Source organism: Sphingobacterium sp. UBA7625 (genome assembly GCF_002484085.1).
GTDB classification, from domain to species: domain Bacteria; phylum Bacteroidota; class Bacteroidia; order Sphingobacteriales; family Sphingobacteriaceae; genus Sphingobacterium; species Sphingobacterium athyrii.
On sequence record NZ_DLJD01000026.1, the window covers coordinates 119339 to 136337 of the forward strand.

17 protein-coding genes are annotated in these 16999 nt (G+C 39.1%); 9 read left to right on the top strand and 8 right to left on the bottom strand.

Translation table 11 applies throughout. The annotated features are described in order from the left end of the window. Positions 1-18: 18 nt before the first annotated feature. The gene (locus tag B4G94_RS10960) at positions 19-861 is read left to right on the top strand and encodes a cyanophycinase (protein ID WP_286858872.1); all 843 of its coding nucleotides are present in this window, start codon (positions 19-21) and stop codon (positions 859-861) included. On the opposite strand, the gene ytxJ is transcribed toward B4G94_RS10960, so the two are convergent. The 5 genes from ytxJ to B4G94_RS10985 all read right to left on the bottom strand — a co-directional run bounded on the left by ytxJ (position 862) and on the right by B4G94_RS10985 (position 5131). Further along, positions 862-1191: a bacillithiol system redox-active protein YtxJ gene (gene ytxJ / locus B4G94_RS10965; protein WP_286858873.1), complete on the bottom strand. Its 330-nt coding sequence runs from the start codon at positions 1189-1191 to the stop codon at positions 862-864. A gap of 2 nt (positions 1192-1193) precedes the next feature. Then, the gene (locus tag B4G94_RS10970) at positions 1194-1934 is read right to left on the bottom strand and encodes a hypothetical protein (protein WP_286858875.1); all 741 of its coding nucleotides are present in this window, start codon (positions 1932-1934) and stop codon (positions 1194-1196) included. A gap of 147 nt (positions 1935-2081) precedes the next feature. Next, positions 2082-2570 carry a 6,7-dimethyl-8-ribityllumazine synthase gene (gene ribH, locus B4G94_RS10975; RefSeq protein WP_108636317.1) on the bottom strand — a complete coding sequence of 163 codons (489 nt, stop codon included), beginning with the start codon at positions 2568-2570 and terminating at the stop codon, positions 2082-2084. An 83-nt stretch (positions 2571-2653) separates the two neighbouring features. After that, positions 2654-3325, bottom strand: coding sequence for a tetratricopeptide repeat protein (locus B4G94_RS10980; protein ID WP_108636316.1), 672 nt, complete (start codon positions 3323-3325; stop codon positions 2654-2656). Between the two features lie 78 nt (positions 3326-3403). After that, positions 3404-5131 (bottom strand): nucleoside-diphosphate sugar epimerase/dehydratase, encoded by a 1728-nt coding sequence (locus B4G94_RS10985; RefSeq protein WP_349681864.1) that lies wholly within the window; start codon positions 5129-5131, stop codon positions 3404-3406. A 416-nt stretch (positions 5132-5547) separates the two neighbouring features. On the opposite strand from B4G94_RS10985, the gene B4G94_RS10990 reads away from it, so the two are divergent. After that, positions 5548-6759, top strand: a complete 1212-nt coding sequence (locus B4G94_RS10990; RefSeq protein ID WP_108636315.1) for an alanine dehydrogenase — start codon at positions 5548-5550, stop codon at positions 6757-6759. Next, positions 6756-7607: an alpha/beta hydrolase gene (locus B4G94_RS10995; protein ID WP_165305427.1), complete on the top strand. Its 852-nt coding sequence runs from the start codon at positions 6756-6758 to the stop codon at positions 7605-7607. The genes B4G94_RS10990 and B4G94_RS10995 overlap by 4 nt, the downstream gene beginning before the upstream one ends. Here the strand turns inward: B4G94_RS10995 and B4G94_RS11000 are convergent. Genes B4G94_RS11000 through B4G94_RS11010 form a run of 3 tightly spaced genes read right to left on the bottom strand, consistent with a single transcriptional unit; the run spans position 7604 to position 10647 of the window. Continuing rightward, positions 7604-8647, bottom strand: coding sequence for an ABC transporter ATP-binding protein (locus tag B4G94_RS11000; RefSeq protein ID WP_286858880.1), 1044 nt, complete (start codon positions 8645-8647; stop codon positions 7604-7606). The genes B4G94_RS10995 and B4G94_RS11000 overlap by 4 nt on opposite strands. Before the next feature lie 23 nt (positions 8648-8670). After that, positions 8671-9081, bottom strand: coding sequence for a tRNA (adenosine(37)-N6)-threonylcarbamoyltransferase complex ATPase subunit type 1 TsaE (gene tsaE / locus B4G94_RS11005; protein ID WP_286858882.1), 411 nt, complete (start codon positions 9079-9081; stop codon positions 8671-8673). A 12-nt stretch (positions 9082-9093) separates the two neighbouring features. Next, entirely contained in the window at positions 9094-10647 is a 1554-nt protein-coding gene (locus tag B4G94_RS11010; RefSeq protein WP_108636311.1) for a bifunctional response regulator/alkaline phosphatase family protein, read from the bottom strand. Between the two features lie 268 nt (positions 10648-10915). On the opposite strand from B4G94_RS11010, the gene B4G94_RS11015 reads away from it, so the two are divergent. The 6 genes from B4G94_RS11015 (at position 10916) to efp (ending at position 16875) form a co-directional block, all read left to right on the top strand. Next, a complete protein-coding gene (locus tag B4G94_RS11015) occupies positions 10916-12166 on the top strand; it encodes an HD domain-containing protein (protein WP_108636310.1) in 1251 nt (416 codons plus the stop codon). Positions 12167-12199: 33 nt separating this feature from the next. Beyond that, entirely contained in the window at positions 12200-13240 is a 1041-nt protein-coding gene (gene lpxD / locus B4G94_RS11020; RefSeq protein WP_165305430.1) for a UDP-3-O-(3-hydroxymyristoyl)glucosamine N-acyltransferase, read from the top strand. Between the two features lie 143 nt (positions 13241-13383). Further along, on the top strand, positions 13384-14784 hold the full coding sequence (locus B4G94_RS11025; protein WP_181390675.1) for a bifunctional UDP-3-O-[3-hydroxymyristoyl] N-acetylglucosamine deacetylase/3-hydroxyacyl-ACP dehydratase: 1401 nt from the start codon (positions 13384-13386) through the stop codon (positions 14782-14784). Positions 14785-14794: 10 nt separating this feature from the next. After that, on the top strand, positions 14795-15583 hold the full coding sequence (lpxA, locus tag B4G94_RS11030; protein ID WP_075990789.1) for an acyl-ACP--UDP-N-acetylglucosamine O-acyltransferase: 789 nt from the start codon (positions 14795-14797) through the stop codon (positions 15581-15583). Between the two features lie 23 nt (positions 15584-15606). Further along, positions 15607-16230, top strand: a complete 624-nt coding sequence (locus B4G94_RS11035) for an ABC transporter ATP-binding protein (protein WP_286858885.1) — start codon at positions 15607-15609, stop codon at positions 16228-16230. Positions 16231-16314: 84 nt separating this feature from the next. Next, entirely contained in the window at positions 16315-16875 is a 561-nt protein-coding gene (gene efp / locus B4G94_RS11040; protein WP_077438233.1) for an elongation factor P, read from the top strand. Positions 16876-16999: the final 124 nt, after the last annotated feature.

Consider the following 16999-nt stretch of genomic DNA (forward strand, 5'->3'; position numbering starts at 1 on the left):
TATAAAGGGAAAGCTGTCATGAAAAAGTTGTTGTGTATTATAGTGGTCGTGGTGCTGTGCTCTTTCGCCAGCCAAAAGTCGAAGATTTCACCTAAAGGGACGCTGTTTATTATCGGTGGCGGACATAAGGATGAACATCTGATGGGGGCTTTGGTACAGGTGGCCCAGCTCTCGTCAAAGGACTATATTATGATCTTGCCGATGGCTTCAACTTTGCCCGAAGAGTCCGTTGAGGATATGGTAAAGCAACTGAAGGAGGTCACGAAAAATAAGGTCACCAGTATCAATTTTTCAAAATCAGATGCTGAAAATAAGCGCCTCGTTGACTCGGTCCGTCGCGCTAAATTGATCTATATTACAGGCGGGGATCAAAACCGCTTTATGTCGATAGTCGAGCATACGGCATTGTTCGATGCGATTCACGCGGCTTATCAGCAAGGTGCATGTATCGCGGGTACAAGCGCTGGAGCAGCTATCATGAGTGAGACAATGATTACGGGTAATCAATTAAAAGATTCGACCTATCGACCTACATTCAATAGGCTGGAACATAAAAACTTGGAGACGGCCAAAGGTTTGGGATTGATAAAATCTGCCATTATCGATCAGCATTTTGTGAAGAGAAGCCGATATAATAGACTTTTTACTGCCCTAGCAGAGTTTCCCGACAAGACCTGTATCGGGATTGACGAGGGGACGGCAATTATCGTGCGGCAGAATACTATAAAAGTGGTTGGGGAATCCCAAGTAATCGTTGCCAAAAATCCACGTGGATTAAAGAAAAAATCCAATGGATTGATCACTTGGGATAATCTTACGCTCAGTGCCTATGATGAAGGTAAAATGTTTAAGCTAAAATAATTAAAGGTATTTTTCAATTTCATCAAATTGAATATCCCCATGTGATGCATCGTAAAGACTGTTTCTACCTTCGATAATAATGATCTGGGGGGATTGATGCTCGATATTCCACCGTTGTGCAATTTCATTCGAAAGCGCGCGGTAGCGCAACAAGTCTAACAGGTAGATGGAATAATCCCGATCAGATGTATTTGACATACGTTCTAAGCTGCGCTTTGCCATGTTGCTGATACCACAAGTCGTACTGTGCTTAAATATAGCGGTAACCTTATCCGACTGATAAAGTTCCTGTAATTGTTCTTCTGTATTTAATTCTATCCAATTGATCATAACTATAGTTCTTTGAATTTTTTTTGCTCGACCTGTACAAAAGAAGAGATCGAAGAGAATACGCAGCTTTTCTTAGCATTGCTGACGCAGCTAAATAGACTTGGTAAACGTATCCCGTCACCGATCTCCTTGTACCGGCTTATCTCATAAACGATTTTTTCTGTTTTATCCGTGTAATCATAACGTGTAATCTCGCCCGTATTTTGATCAATATAGAGTAAGCCATCTAGCTTTGAGCCCAGCACTTCACCTGATGAAGTAATGCTTGCAATGGTCAGTTTTTGCCCGCCAGTAAACTGTTCTTTCTGATTTTTAAGCTGGATACTTTTCTGCTCGATGAGTGTTGGTAGCAAAAGCAGATTGAGATCTACAAAAAGTTGGTTTTTAATGGATTTTTTGATTTCCTGACCATCGGTTGCGACATTACCACCTATAAAAAGCTTATCGGTACCACTGCCCTTAAAATTGAATAAATAGGTCACCTGATCAGACCCGCTATACCCGTCGAACCTACATTCCCCGGTTGTCCGGTTAAAGAGGAATTTGCGTTCCTCATTGGACAGCTCTTCAGACATGGTATTTCCCTTCGCTGAAAAAGCTAAGTATTGCAGGGAATCCCACTTGTCTTGGCCACCAATACTACGCCAGATCTGTCTGTTTAAGCTATCATCCTGAGCTGACAGATGTGCCTGGCAGAATATCGATAGCATAAATACCAAAAGTATGTTCGATAATGTTTTCATAATCATATCTAAAAAATAAAAATCGATTAATAAGATATTACCATACTTTATTAATCGATTTATTTAAAATAAAAGTACTGGTGCTTTTTTATGTTTTGGCCCAGAATACTTTTTCATGACTGAATACTAGACAAAATTGATACCAAACTAGAATTTTTTAGCAATGGCAGCCATTTGTATTGCCGTAATAGCAGCTTCTTCTCCTTTATTACCATGTTTGCCACCAGCACGATCCAAGGCTTGTTGAAGATTGTCTGTTGTCAGTACACCGAAGATTACGGGCTTGTTATATTTTAGGCCTACATTTGAAACGCCATTGGCGACCGCATGACAAATAAAATCAAAATGTCGGGTTTCTCCCTGAATGACACAACCCAGACAGATGACAGCATCAAAGCTTTGGTTTCTTAATGCCAGATCTGCTCCAGAAGTCAACTCGAAGCTTCCCGGAACTTCAATGACCTCAATATTACTTTCTTTTGCGCCGTGTTTTTCTAAACCCGAGATTGCGCCGTTCAATAATGCACCAGTGATTTCCGCATTCCACTGTGCAACCACAATTGCAAATTTGAATGGACTTGCATCCGCAACTTGGATATGCGAAAAGTCTGATAGATTTTTAATGCTACTTGCCATAATGGATACAAAGATAATGAATTTAGATGGTCACAAAAAAAGAGGCCATGAAATAGCCTCTTTTTTTGTGTATTTATGTTCTCTTATAAATGTGCTTGTACTCTGCCCAATAGACCATCTATAGTAGATGCTTCTTGGCTTTCAGGGAAATCAGTTTTGATTTTTTTGTATGCTGTTTCAGCACTTTTGTAATCGTTCTGTGCTTCATAAACAAGCCCTAATTTTTTTAGAAATAAAGGTGTTGTGTATGAGTTGCTCGATTTTTCAGAAGCTTGTTTATAGTGATCAGCTGCTTTTTTATAGTCTTTGAGCTCTGAATAGGCATCTCCTGTTAAACCGATAACCAGTGGGTCTAAAATTTGACTTCCTGTAGGTGAATATTTCTCCAATGCTTTTACTGCATCATCAAATTTACCTTGACGTAGGTAAAGACCTCCTAAGTATGCATTTGCAATATTTGCAGATTTTGTATTTGAATATTCATCGGCAATTTGTTTAAAACCAAGGAATGCTCCGTCACCTGCAATTGCTTTATTCTGTAAAGAGTCAATTGTAACAAGTTGCTCAGCTTTATACATGCGATTCGATGCTTCTTCAGCTCTTGGCTGCAAGTAAAGTTTCTCGTATCCAAAGTACAGCAAAATCAATACAATGATACCACCGAAAATAAACGCAACGCTTTTTTGGTTATCTTGAAAAAAAGATCCTTTTGAAGGTTTTAAACCTTGATTTGTATTATTTGTATTTTTAGACATTACTAATCAGTAAAATATGGATTGCAAAAATACACTTTTCGAGCAAATTTGCAAGTATTTTGGAAATTTTAAAGTGAATTAACTTTTGTTTTCGGACTCATTTGATAATTCGATTTCTTTGTCCAGCTGTTCATAGATTGAATTTTTACTTTTAAATTCTGGAACGATAAGCTTCATCTGGTAGACAACCTCATTTTTATTTTGAGTAGCTAACCTCTCTTTTAATTCAGCTAATTTTAGACTGACAATGTTATAATTATTTTCGCGGACTTTGGCGATCATAATTTTCTCATGATGTGTCGGAAGGGTATTCTCAAGGTCATTTAGTAACTCTTCGTATAGTTTTTCTCCTGGCCTTAAACCGGTGAATTTGATTTCGATATCTTCATTCGGTTTAAATCCGGAAAGACGGATCATCTTCTTGGCCAGCTCTACTATTTTTACAGATTTACCCATGTCAAAGACAAATATCTCTCCGCCTTGTCCCATTGCACCGGCTTCAAGAACAAGTCGACATGCCTCAGGAATAGTCATAAAATAACGTGTAATTTCAGGATGGGTTACTGTAACAGGGCCCCCTTTCTGGATTTGATCTCTAAACCTCGGAATGACAGAACCATTGGAACCAAGGACATTTCCGAATCGTGTTGTAATAAATTTAGTGCTCCCATCCTGAATGCTTTCCAGATGATTGTTGAGCGATTGAACATATATCTCGGCAATTCGCTTGGTCGCGCCCATAATATTTGTAGGGTTGACCGCTTTGTCCGTTGAAACGAAAACAAATTTTTCGACCTGGAATTCAACGGCTAGGTCAGCTAGATTTTTAGTTCCCAGGACATTGGTCTGTACCGCTTCCAAGGGATGATTTTCCATCATGGGAACATGTTTATATGCGGCGGCATGGTAGACATAATGTGGTTTAAATGTTTCAAAGAGCAAACGCATTCTTTTTGTACTTCTGATATCAGCGATATAGGTATGATACACCTGATCCGGAAATTCGTCCTGCAGATCCAGTTGTAAATTATGTAATGGTGATTCAGCCTGGTCACATAGAATAATCATTTGAGGTTCATATTTCCCCAATTGAGAAGCAATCTCGCTTCCGATTGAGCCTGCAGCACCAGTAACAAGTATTCTTTTACCTTTTGTCTGGCTTAGAATATGATCGTCATTGATTTTGATCGGATCTCTTTCCAATAGATCTTCAATTTTTATTTTCTGAATCTGATTGGGATTAAGATCTCCATTCATGATTTTTTTAACAGGTGGAAGTGTTAAGATGCTTACATTTCGTTCCAGGGCAATATCTGTAATTTCATTCTTGCGTTCTGAAGGAATATTGTGCGATGCAATAATGACCTCCTCCACATTGAGGGTATTGATAAGATGATTAAACTTCTTGGAGGAGTAAATTTTCGTTCCATCAATCACTTTATTGATTTTTTGGTCGTTATCATCCAAAAAACCAATAATGGCATTTTTCGATCGAACGTCATGGTCCAACGTTCTTTTTACCGCAATACCTAGATCACCAGCACCATAGATTAAAGTTTTCTTTCTACTGCCATTGACCTTTTTAGTATATAAAAAGAAAATTTTGATAATGGTTCGATAGACCGTTAATATTAAAAATGAAAAGAGCGCAAAGAAGATAATTAATGCCGTCGGAATATTTCGCTCGATTTCGTTTGCCTGGATAATCAATTTGAGGACCAAAAGTATGAATACGCTAAATACTATGGTCGATAATATTCGTATGGAGTCAATGGCACTTGTGTAACGAATTATTCCCGTATACATTTTGAATAAGTAGAATGACAGGGAGCAAACGCTTATAAACAAAATATATCGTATGCTGAAATCTATATCAAGGAGAAAGTCGAAGTTAAAATCGTAATAAATAACATTTGCAAGGAGATAGGCAATAGAAACACTGAAAATGTCCAATAAAAAAATGATCCATCTGGGTACGATACTGATTTTACTTAGCATGGTATTAAGTCTGATTAATTTAGACAAATGTAGATAATTTTGTACCATTTCAATGGTCTTTATATGTATTAATCTTTTACAATATATAATGGTTCATGAGGGGAGATCAGTACGCTAGGAATTACGATATTACTTGGAAAATGACGCAGTTGTCGCAGCAATTTTATCTTCGTTTGATTAGATTGATTATTTATCGTAATTTTAACTAAAGTCAATTTAACAAAATGAATGAGTTAGGGAAGCTTGCGAGTCAGGCCATGATGTCTCCGAAAGAGATGCTTTTTGAGAAGAAGAAGAATGCAAAAAGTCTTTTTATTGGGATTCCAAAAGAGACCTCACTTCAGGAAAAGCGTATATGCCTGACACCCTTGGCTGTGGCATTATTGGTCGAGAATGGTCACGAGGTATTAATTGAGACCGGAGCTGGTGCCGGAGCTAATTTTTTAGATCACCATTATAGTGAACAGGGAGCCCGGATAGTGTCTTCGAGAGAAGAAATCTATCAGGCCGATTTGATTATTAAAGTTGGCAGCCCTACCGTGTCAGAAGTCAAATTGATGAAGGAAAGGCAAGTGCTGTTATCTTCGCAGCAACCTTCGCTAATGAATGTGGACGTATTAAAGGCGCTTATGCATAAAAAGATCACAGCAATCTCTTATGAATACCTTAGGGATGAGGGTGGTTGTTTGGCTGTCGTGCGGGCAATGAGTGAGATTGTTGGTGCAACCGCGACCTTAATAGCCGGGGAATATCTAAGTAACGCATTTGGCGGGAAGGGGCTCATGCTAGGCGGTGTTACCGGAGTCGCATCTACGGAAGTCGTTATTATTGGGGCCGGGACTGTAGGAGAGCAAGCGGCACGGACTGCTTTGGCACTAGGGGCTCAGGTAAAGGTCTTTGATAATTCGATTTACAAACTTCGTCGTTTGCAAAACAACCTTGGGAGCAGGGTGTTTACTTCCGTTATTCAGCCCATTATCCTAAATAAGGCCGTAATAAGTTCGGACGTTGTCATTGGTGCATTAAGAGCACAGAATGGCCGCTCTGCTTGTGTGATTTCCGAAGAAACCGTCTCGAAGATGAAACCTAATTCGGTTGTTATTGATGTCAGCATTGATCAGGGGGGGAATTTTGAGACATCGGAAGTAACTTCACACGATAAACCGGTTTTTCGAAAATTTGATGTCATTCACTATTGTGTTCCCAATATCGCGTCGCGGGTGGCGCGTACGGCAACCTATGCGATGAGCAATATTTTTACATCCATCTTGTTGGACTTTGCCGAATTGGGCGGATTGAGAAATGCAATTTGGAAAAGTCCGGGAATAAGAAGTTCAATCTATTTATACCAAGGTAACCTGACAAATGCCGATATGGCTTCCCGATTTAATATGACCGCAAAAGATTTAGATTTATTAGTAGTTTCGTCGTTATGAAAAAAATTCTTATGATCTTATGTTCTTTGATTTCGCTTGCAAAGGCTCAGGAAGCGATTAATCTTTATCAAGATTCTATTCCAAATGCAGCTGATAAAGCTCAGGTTCTTTTGGAAAAAAATATACCTAAATTATTTATCTATACGCCAGATAAAAATACAGCTAAAAATATTGCCGTGCTTGTGATCCCGGGAGGAGGGTACTCGCATATTGCTATGGATCATGAAGGACACGCAGTCGCTAAGGAGCTTGTAAAGAATGGTTATTCGGCATACGTATTGCAATATAGATTGCCTTCGCCAAATATCATGCGGGATAAGAGTATCGGGCCGCTTCAAGATGCGCAACGGGCGATGCAGTTGATTCGTAGCTCCAACCCGCAATTAAAAAAAGTTGGTGTTATTGGTTTTTCAGCGGGAGGACATCTTGCATCAACCCTCATGACCAAGTTTAAGAAAGCATATATCGCCAATCCGTCACATGTGTCACTGCGCCCTGATTTTGCGGGACTGATATATCCAGTGATTTCAATGGAAAACGATGTGACGCATAAAGGTTCAAGAATTAATCTCATTGGAGAAAACCCATCCGAAGAACTTGTTCGGTTATTTTCTTCGAATCTACAGGTTTCTCCCGAAGTATGTCCCGCTTTCTTTGTTCACGCCAAAGATGACACAGCTGTTCCTATCGAAAATAGTTATCGGATGATGGCTGCGTTGGATAAGGTAAATATTCCAAATACGCTCTATGTCTTTGATGAAGGTGGCCACGGCTTCGGGTTAATCAATAAAACTTCGGAAAAAAAATGGTTTGATGCATTTCTTTCCTGGCTGTCGACCTTAAATTAATCGAAAGCGATCCAATTGGAAATTGTTAGATCAACAGCTTGATTTTTCTTGGGTATTAACTGCGAGGTGGTGATGCAATGCAGATCAACGGCATTATTGGAAACCAAAATTTCATAATAAAAACCTCTGAATTTGCTGTCTTTGACAAAGAAAGACGATTCTTCTGTGGTGGAAATAGAAATCCATTCCTGATGAATTCCGATGGACTTTTTACTTTCAATACCCAAATTTTGCGCCTGTTCAGGATTTAATATGTTACTTTTTGCAAGCAGCTGTGCCGTATAAGGGTGTGATGGCTCACTATATAGTACATGTGGATTATTTTGATCCAATATTTTACCTGATTTCATGACAATAAGATTGTCCGCAAGCGCGAGCACTTCGGTGGGATCATGCGAAACTAAAATTATCGTCAGTCCTGTATCGCTGACAATATCTTTTATGTCCTGTTGTAAGGTGTCCCGAAAGGATGCATCGACTTGGTTAAAGGGTTCATCCATCAACAGTACTTCAGGTTCATTGATCAATGCGCGGCAGATGGCAACGCGCTGTTTTTCCCCGCCACTAATGTCAGCGACCCTTTTTTTTGCCAAATGATCTATGCGCAAGCGTTGTAAAATCTCGGCGGTTTTATCCTGTTTACGTTTGATATCTGTATTAGGTAGCTGCGAAGCGACATTATCCCATACATTCGCGTATGTGTTCAAATCGTCAAATCCTTGTGATACGAGTTTCATGGCATCATGTCCGGGTATTAGTTTGTCTTTGCGTGTGGGAACTTGCCAGCCTTTGTACCGCACGGCACCGTTGGTTGGTTCCAATAAACCATAGATTAATCTTAGGAGCGTACTTTTTCCGCTTCCGGATTCACCGATAATAGCGGTTATCTTTCCTCCTTCAATAGCAAAAGAAGCATTTTCGACAGCGAACTGCACATTGTTTTCATGAAAGGAAAAACTTAATTGTTCGGCATGGATAGCTGCTAATCCGGGTACGTGGGTATCAGATGGAATATATTGACAAGACGATGAATGAGCCATAATGGAGGGTGATAAATGCTAGATTAACGGATGGATATTTTACGGGTATCGGGATCTACGATGCTGATCTGTATTTCCTTTGCTTCTTCAGGCAATAGATTGGGGATTTTTTCAGGCCATTCAATGAAGCAATACGCTCCCGAATAGAAATATTCCTCATAGCCAAAGTCAAATGCCTCCTGTTCATCTTTAATCCGATAAAAATCAAAATGATAGATTGGACCATTGTCAGAGTCATACTCATTGACAATGGAGAAGGTCGGACTTGAGGTACTATCCTTTACGCCCAACTGTTCACACAAATATTTTATAAAGGTTGTTTTTCCCGCCCCCATTGGGCCATATAACAGAAAAATTCGATCCTTTGGAAACCTGTTCAAAAGAGTTTGGGCTGCAACAGAAAGATCTGCCGTTGTGTTTACGATAATTTCCATGTTGCAAAATTACTATTTCGGCAAGTATGTCGCAAAGGGGATGATCATTTCTTCCAATGATATTCCTCCATGTTGGAATGTGCCGTTGAAGTAATTGACAAATTGGTTATAATTGTTCGGATAAACAAAGTAGGAATCCTCTTTGGCAAATACATAAGTTGAGCTAACATGGAGTTTGGGCAACTGCGCATCATGCGGATTCTTGATCGTAAATACATCTTTTTCAATGTAGTTTAGATTTTTACCTTGTTTATACCTAAGGTTGGTATTCGTGTTTCTATCTCCGACGATTTTACTTGGTTTTTTGACCCTGATCGTTCCATGGTCGGTGGTGATAATAATACGTACTTTTTTCTGTGAAAGCCATTTTAAAGCTTCTAAAAGAGGTGAATGTTCAAACCAGGACAGTGTTAGCGAACGGTATGCTGCTTCATCATTCGCCAGTTCACGGATCATCGAACTATCTGTTCGCGCGTGGGATAACATGTCGACAAAGTTGTATACCAGGACATTGAGCTGATTGTGCATCATGTTGCCCAAGTTGTCCAAAACATCCTTGCCCTGTTCAAGCGTTAAAACTTTAGTGTAAGAATGCTTTATCGGTTTACGGTATAACCTTTTGATCTGATCATCCAGGAACCGGTCCTCATATAAATTTTTGCCCCCCTCATCCTCATCATTTTGCCATAACTTAGGAAAGCGTTTTTCCATTTCCAATGGTGTTAAGCCGCTGAAAATTGCGTTTCTTGCATATTGAGTAGCTGTTGGTAGGATGCTGAAATAATTGATCTCTTCTTCCAGTCTAAAATAATCTGTAATCACCTCGTTGATGATTTTCCATTGGTCAAAACGCAAATTGTCTATCAGGACGAAGAAGGTCGAGATATTATCCTCAAGGACTGGAAATACTTTCTTTTTAAACAATTGATGGGATAAAATAGGACCATCCTCCGGACGGTTGATCCAATTGATGTAGTTGTTTTCGACAAATTTTGAAAACTGCATATTTGCCTCCGACTTCTGCATCGTCAATATTTCATGCATATTGTTGTCCTCAAGCTTTTCGAGTGATAATTCCCAGTAAACAAGTTTTTTATACACTTCCGACCATTGCATGAAATCTAAGTTGTCATTTAATATCATGCCTAGATTGCGGAAATCCTGCTGGTAGGCCATGGAGGTTTTCTCGTTGACAATACGTTTATTTTCAGTAAGTTTTTTTATTGTCATCAAAATCTGCTTAGGATTTACAGGCTTGATGAGATAATCATCTATTTTGGAGCCAATGGCATCCTCCATGACATGCTCTTCTTCATTCTTGGTGACGAGCACGATCGGAACGGTCGGATTAATGGATTTGATGATCGCAAGGGTTTCGAGTCCGGTCAGCCCCGGCATGTTTTCATCCAGAAAGATTAAATGAAAAAAACCATTTTTAAAGGCTTCAACCGCATCGTTTCCATTGTTGACGGTATCAACTTTATACCCCTTACTTTCTAAAAATAAAATATGAGGTTTTAGAAAGTCAATTTCGTCATCAGCCCAGAGAATATGTGTTTTTTGCATCTTGTTATATATGTCTACTTGTAAGAGAGGTTGGTAGTGTTACTCAAATTTGAATTGTAACAAAAGAAAATACCTCGTTTATTGAATGGATTTCAATATCATACTAACATAAGCAAATATCGTGCTTTAGATTTATTTTTAACATTTCTTAACGATGAACTAACTATCTTTGTTTTAAGTTTATATTAGTGATAACCATAAGTTTGTGTTTTATAAAACTAGGTTTTCAATTTAATATGTTGAAAAGTAGCATTAATTTATCGCCACATTGAACAAAAATAAAATCATCAATGATCCTGTGTATGGGTTTGTTGCCATTCCGACGGGATTGGTATTTGACCTTGTACAGCACCCCTATTTCCAGCGACTTCGTTATATTAAACAGGTGAGTATGACTCATTTGGTGTATCCCGGAGCATTGCATACACGGTTTCAACATGCAATAGGTGCTATGCATCTCATGTCGATGGCATTGGAAACCCTTCGGAGTAAGGGGATCGAAATTTCTGCGCTTGAGGAAGAGGCGGTCTTAGCGGCTATTTTATTGCATGATATCGGTCATGGCCCTTTTTCTCACTCTTTAGAACATAGTTTGATTGTGGGTGTTTCGCACGAGTTGCTTTCCTCTTTGCTGATGGATCGTATAAATCAAGATCTAGGCGGGCGATTGAGCTTGGCTATTGCTATTTTTAATAATCAATACGAGCGAAAATTCCTTCATCAGCTTGTTTCAAGTCAATTGGATGTGGATCGGATGGACTATTTAAATCGAGACAGCTTCTTCACGGGAGTTTCCGAAGGGGTTATTTCATTCGACCGGATTATAAAGATGTTGAATGTTGTGAATGATGAGATTGTCGTGGAATATAAGGGGCTCTACTCCGTGGAAAAATTCCTTATTGCGCGGAGGTTAATGTACTGGCAGGTCTATTTACACAAAACCGTTATCGGAGCAGAGCAATTATTGATTAAAATTTTACAAAGAGCGAAAGACTTGACCGCATCTGGTAAGGAACTTTTTTCCACGCCAGCATTTCATTGGTTTTTGAGTCAGCAGGTTGATCGCACAAATTTTTTGGATGACCCGTTGCATTTAGACTGGTTTACCCGTTTAGATGATACGGATATTATGTCCGCAATAAAAACATGGGAACGGCATGAGGATGAGATTTTGAGTAAAATGTGCCAGCGAATTATGAAAAGGGACCTATATCGTTCAATAATGAGCAATAAGCCCTTTTCTACAGCATACCTTGAACTGGTAAAAAGCAAGGTGCAAGAGTTCTTGGGAGTAAGAAGGGAGGATATCCATTATTATGTATTTACGGAAGAAATCCACAATCGTGCATATAATCCCTCAAACGATCAAATCAAGATATTATTGAAATCGGGTGAACTCATTGATATTACCGAAGCATCGGATCTTGGAAATTTAGAAGCATTGTCTAAAAATGTATCCAAATATGCGTTATGTTATCCAAAAGAGGTGGGATATATTGCAATTCCTTCTGCCGGATAGTTATTTTTTAATAAAAAAACATAGATTTGTACCATGCAATTTACTGCTCAACAAATAGGGACATTATTAGAAGGAAGGATTGAGGGGAATCCAGAAGTTACCGTAGGTAACCTTGCCAAAATTGAGGAAGGTAAAAAAGGCGATCTTTCTTTTTTGTCAAATCCAAAATATGAGCATTTTATTTATAACACGGATGCTTCCATTGTCATTGTGAATGAAGATTTGCAATTGATGCAAGATACCAAACCCACGCTCACGATTATTCGTGTAAAGAATGCGTATGCGGCTTTCTCTACCATACTGAATATGTATAACGAATTTCGTCTTGATAAAAGCGGACGTGAAGAACCGTGTTTCATACATCCTGAGGCAACAATAGGCACAGGGGGGTATATTGGGGCATTTGCCTATATCGGTAAAGGAGCGAAGATCGGCGATCATGTGAAAATTTATCCACAGGTTTTTATAGGAGACAAAGTCACTATTGACGATAATACAACGTTGTATCCGGGAGTGAAAATCTATCATGACTGCAAAGTAGGTAAGAATGTCGTTGTTCATTCGGGCGTTGTGATTGGTTCGGATGGTTTTGGTTTCGCGCCGCAGGAAGATGGTACCTATAAGAAGGTTCCGCAAATAGGTTACGTTCAGATAGAAGATAATGTCGAGATTGGCGCCAATACGGTGATTGATAGAGCGACGATGGGGGCTACGATTGTGCGTGACGGTGTCAAATTAGATAATTTGATTCAGATAGCGCATAACGTTGATATCGGTAAGAATACAGTTATTGCTGCACAGACAGGGATTTCCGGAAGTGCAAAAATTGGAGAGCATGTGGTATTAGGTGGACAGGTTGGTGTTGTAGGACATATTGTTGTCGCTAAAGGCTCCCAGATCCAGGCTCAATCCGGCGTTAACAGATCAATTAAAGATGAGGGGAAAAAATGGGGTGGGACACCAGTAATGCCGTATCAGCCTCAGTTAAGATCCAATGTCATTTTTGCTCGTCTTCCAGAACTGGAGAAACGCATCCAGGAGCTGGAAAAATTAATAGAATTGAAGTTAAAATAATCTTTTTTCATTGAAATAAACTGTTATTTAATTGTAATGAAGCTATCATGAGCGGCCCTAGCCTGCTGCTATTCGATATAAATATTATAATCTCATGATGGTTCCGTCAAAAGAAGTTTTGATTTAAAAATATGTTATTAGAAATGAATGTGAAACAGAGAACCATCAAAAACGAGGTTGAAATTTCGGGGGTAGGTCTTCATACAGGGAAAATTGTATCGATGACGATCAAACCTGCTCCGGAAAATCACTGGTTTAAGTTCAGACGTGTGGATTTAGAAGGTCAGCCGGAGATTTTGGTTGATGCAGATAACGTCACGGACACTTCCCGAGGAACTACTATTTCTCAAAATGGAGCAAGTGTTAGTACAATCGAACATTTAATGGCATCATTAATTGGTCTGCAAATTGATAACGTCCTGATTGATATTGATGGTCCTGAAATTCCAATATTGGATGGGAGTTCAGCAATTTTTGTGAAATTGTTGGAAGAAGCGGGGTTTGAAGAACAAGATGCTGATAGAGATTATTATGAGATATCCAATAATATCCATTATGCTGAGCCAGATCGTAAAGTTGAGATCCTGGGAATGCCTATGGATGGTTATCGGTTGACTTGTATGATTGATTTTAACTCACCTGTTTTGGGAAGCCAACATGCTGCGATTACTTCTATTGAAGATTTCAAAGCTGAAATTGCTTCTTCACGTACGTTTTGTTTTCTGCATGAATTGGAGATGCTTGTCGACCATGGATTGATTAAAGGGGGGGATCTAAGCAATGCGATCGTCATTGTTGATAAAGAGACTTCACCTGAAGAACTACAGAAGCTTGCACATCTATTCCATAAAGAGACTGTTGCCGTTGCCAAAGAAGGTATCCTGAATAATAATCAATTGCGTCATCAAAATGAGCCGGCCCGACATAAACTATTGGATATGGTGGGTGATTTGGCTTTAGTGGGAAGACCTTTGAAAGGCCATATTATGGCTGCCCGTCCCGGACATGCTGCAAATGTTGCTTTTGCAAAGAAAATTAAAGAGCAGATTAAGAAAGATAAAACCCGTAAAAAAATAAAAGTTTACGATCCAAATATGCCGGCATTGTATGATACCGTGGAGATTATGAAAATTCTTCCACATCGTCAACCAATGCTCATGGTCGATAAGATTTTGGAGTTAACCGAGACATATGTTGTGGGATTAAAGAATGTAACCATGAACGAAGACCTATTTATGGGGCATTTTCCCGGAGCTCCGTTATTTCCGGGGGTGCTGCAGGTCGAAGCGATGGCACAGACTGGTGGTATCTTGGTCTTAAAGACCGTTCCAGATCCTGAAAACTGGTTAACATTATTTCTCAAAATTGAGAATGCACGTTTTAAAGCACAAGTTACTCCCGGGGACTCTGTTATTTTTAGATGTGATTTAATGGAACCTATCCGGAGAGGTATCGCTAAAATGAAAGGTGTGGCCATGGTGGGAGAGAAAATTGTCTGTGAGGCTGAACTTATGGCACAGATCGTAAGAGTAAATAACAATTAAAGAAGTATAGATGATACAGCCATTAGCTTATATTCATCCAGAAGCAAAGATTGCTAAAAATGTAGTCATTGAGCCATTTGTAACCATTTACAAAGACGTTGTCATTGGAGAGGGAACTTGGATCGGCTCAAACGTGACCATTATGGATGGAGCTCGAATTGGAAAAAACTGTAAGATATATCCCGGCGCCGTGATTTCTGGTGAGCCTCAAGACTTAAAATTTGATGGTGAAATTACAACAGCAGAAATAGGTGATAATACAACGATTCGTGAATGTGTGACAATTAATCGAGGAACGAAGGACCGATACAAAACGGTCATTGGCAAAAATTGCTTGATTCAAGCTTACAGCCACGTTGCACACGATTGTGAGGTGGGCGATAATTGTGTTTTTTCGAATAATAGTACACTTGCGGGACATATTACCGTCGGGGATTATGTTGTTTTGGCGGGGATGGTGGCTGTACATCAGTTTGTGAAAATTGGTTCACATGCTTTTGTCACAGGTGGATCTTTGGTACGAAAAGATATTCCCCCGTTTGTAAAGGCAGCCCGTGAGCCGATCTCCTATGCCGGAATTAACTCTGTGGGATTGAGGAGAAGAGGGTTTTCGGAAGAGCAGATTGCCGAAATTCAAAACCTTTACCGTATTCTATTTGTTCAGAATAGAAATCTGGCTAAGGCAATAGAAATTATAGAAGCGGAGTATCAGGCAACGGAAATCCGTGATGAAATTTTGGATTTTATCCGAAATTCTGGCCGTGGTATCATGAAGGGATTCAATAATAGAGCAATGTAATTGCATTACCGAATCGGGTTACTTTGGAAATAACATTAAAGGATATTGGTCGAAGATATAACAGTGAATGGATTTTCAGGCATATTAATTATCGTTTTGAGTCCGGAAAGAGTTATGCCGTTCTCGGACAAAATGGTTCTGGAAAATCTACCTTCTTGAAGGTTCTCTCTGGCAGCTTATCACCCTCACAAGGGGAATTGATCTATACCGATAAAGAAATCAATATTGGTATAGATCAGATTTATCAACAGTTGTCTATCGCGGCACCATATATTGAACTGATCGAAGAATTTACCTTGCGTGAATTGCTCGATTTTCATTTTCAGTTTAAAAGTTATCTCCCGGGTTTTGATAAAGAAAGTGTTTTGAATTTGTTGGGGCTGGAACATGCCTTGGATAAAGAAATAAGACACTTTTCATCGGGTATGCGACAACGTGTTAAATTAGTTTTGGCCTGTTGTTCCAATTCAAATTTAGTATTGTTGGACGAGCCAACAAGCAATCTGGATAGTGCTGGAGAGGAATGGTACCTGAATTTAATAGCGCGTACCAAGCGCGATTTTAGATTGTTTATTATCTGTTCAAATCAAAAAAAAGAATACGAATTTTGTGACGAAACAATTTCTATTGTCGACTTCAAAAAGTAACGAATGAAATTTTAATAACACAATTAGTTTTTGTATTTTTGACGACTCAATAATGAGATAACCGTTTAAAGTTCAATTCAAAGAATGGCTAAGGCATCAGAGGTAAAATCAGGAAATATTTTAAGATTTAACGGAGAGTTAGTCTCTGTAGAAGAATATATACACCGTACACCAGGTAATTTACGTGCTTTCTATCAAGCAAGAATGCGTAACGTAAAGACCGGAAAATTAGTTGAATATCGTTTTAGAGTTGATGAGAGTGTTGAGATTGCACGTGTGGAAACAAATGATTATCAATACTTATACGAAGATGGTGAGTTCTTCGTTGTGATGGACAACAACACTTATGAACAATTCAATATCCCCAAATTCTTATTTGGCGATTCAGCTCGTTTCCTGAAAGAGGGAATGACTGTAATTATTGCTTTTGAAAGTGATGAACCGATCATGGCAGAAGCACCTAAAAGTGTTGAATTGGAAATTACATATACAGAGCCAGCAGTGAAAGGAGATACTTCTACAAATGCGCTGAAGAAAGCCACTGTAGAAACAGGAGTAGAGATTATGGTGCCTCTATTTATCAATCAAGGAGAGAAAGTAAGAGTCGATACGCAAACAGGTAATTATATCGAACGCGTAAAGTAATATAAGATTTTAGGTTTAGGTTGATTATTCGGTCTTGATAGCGCTCGCTACAAGGCCGTTTTTTTTGCTCTATCTGTGCTCACCGGTGATCAGCTAAATCATGGAATAAAAAATATATATTTAA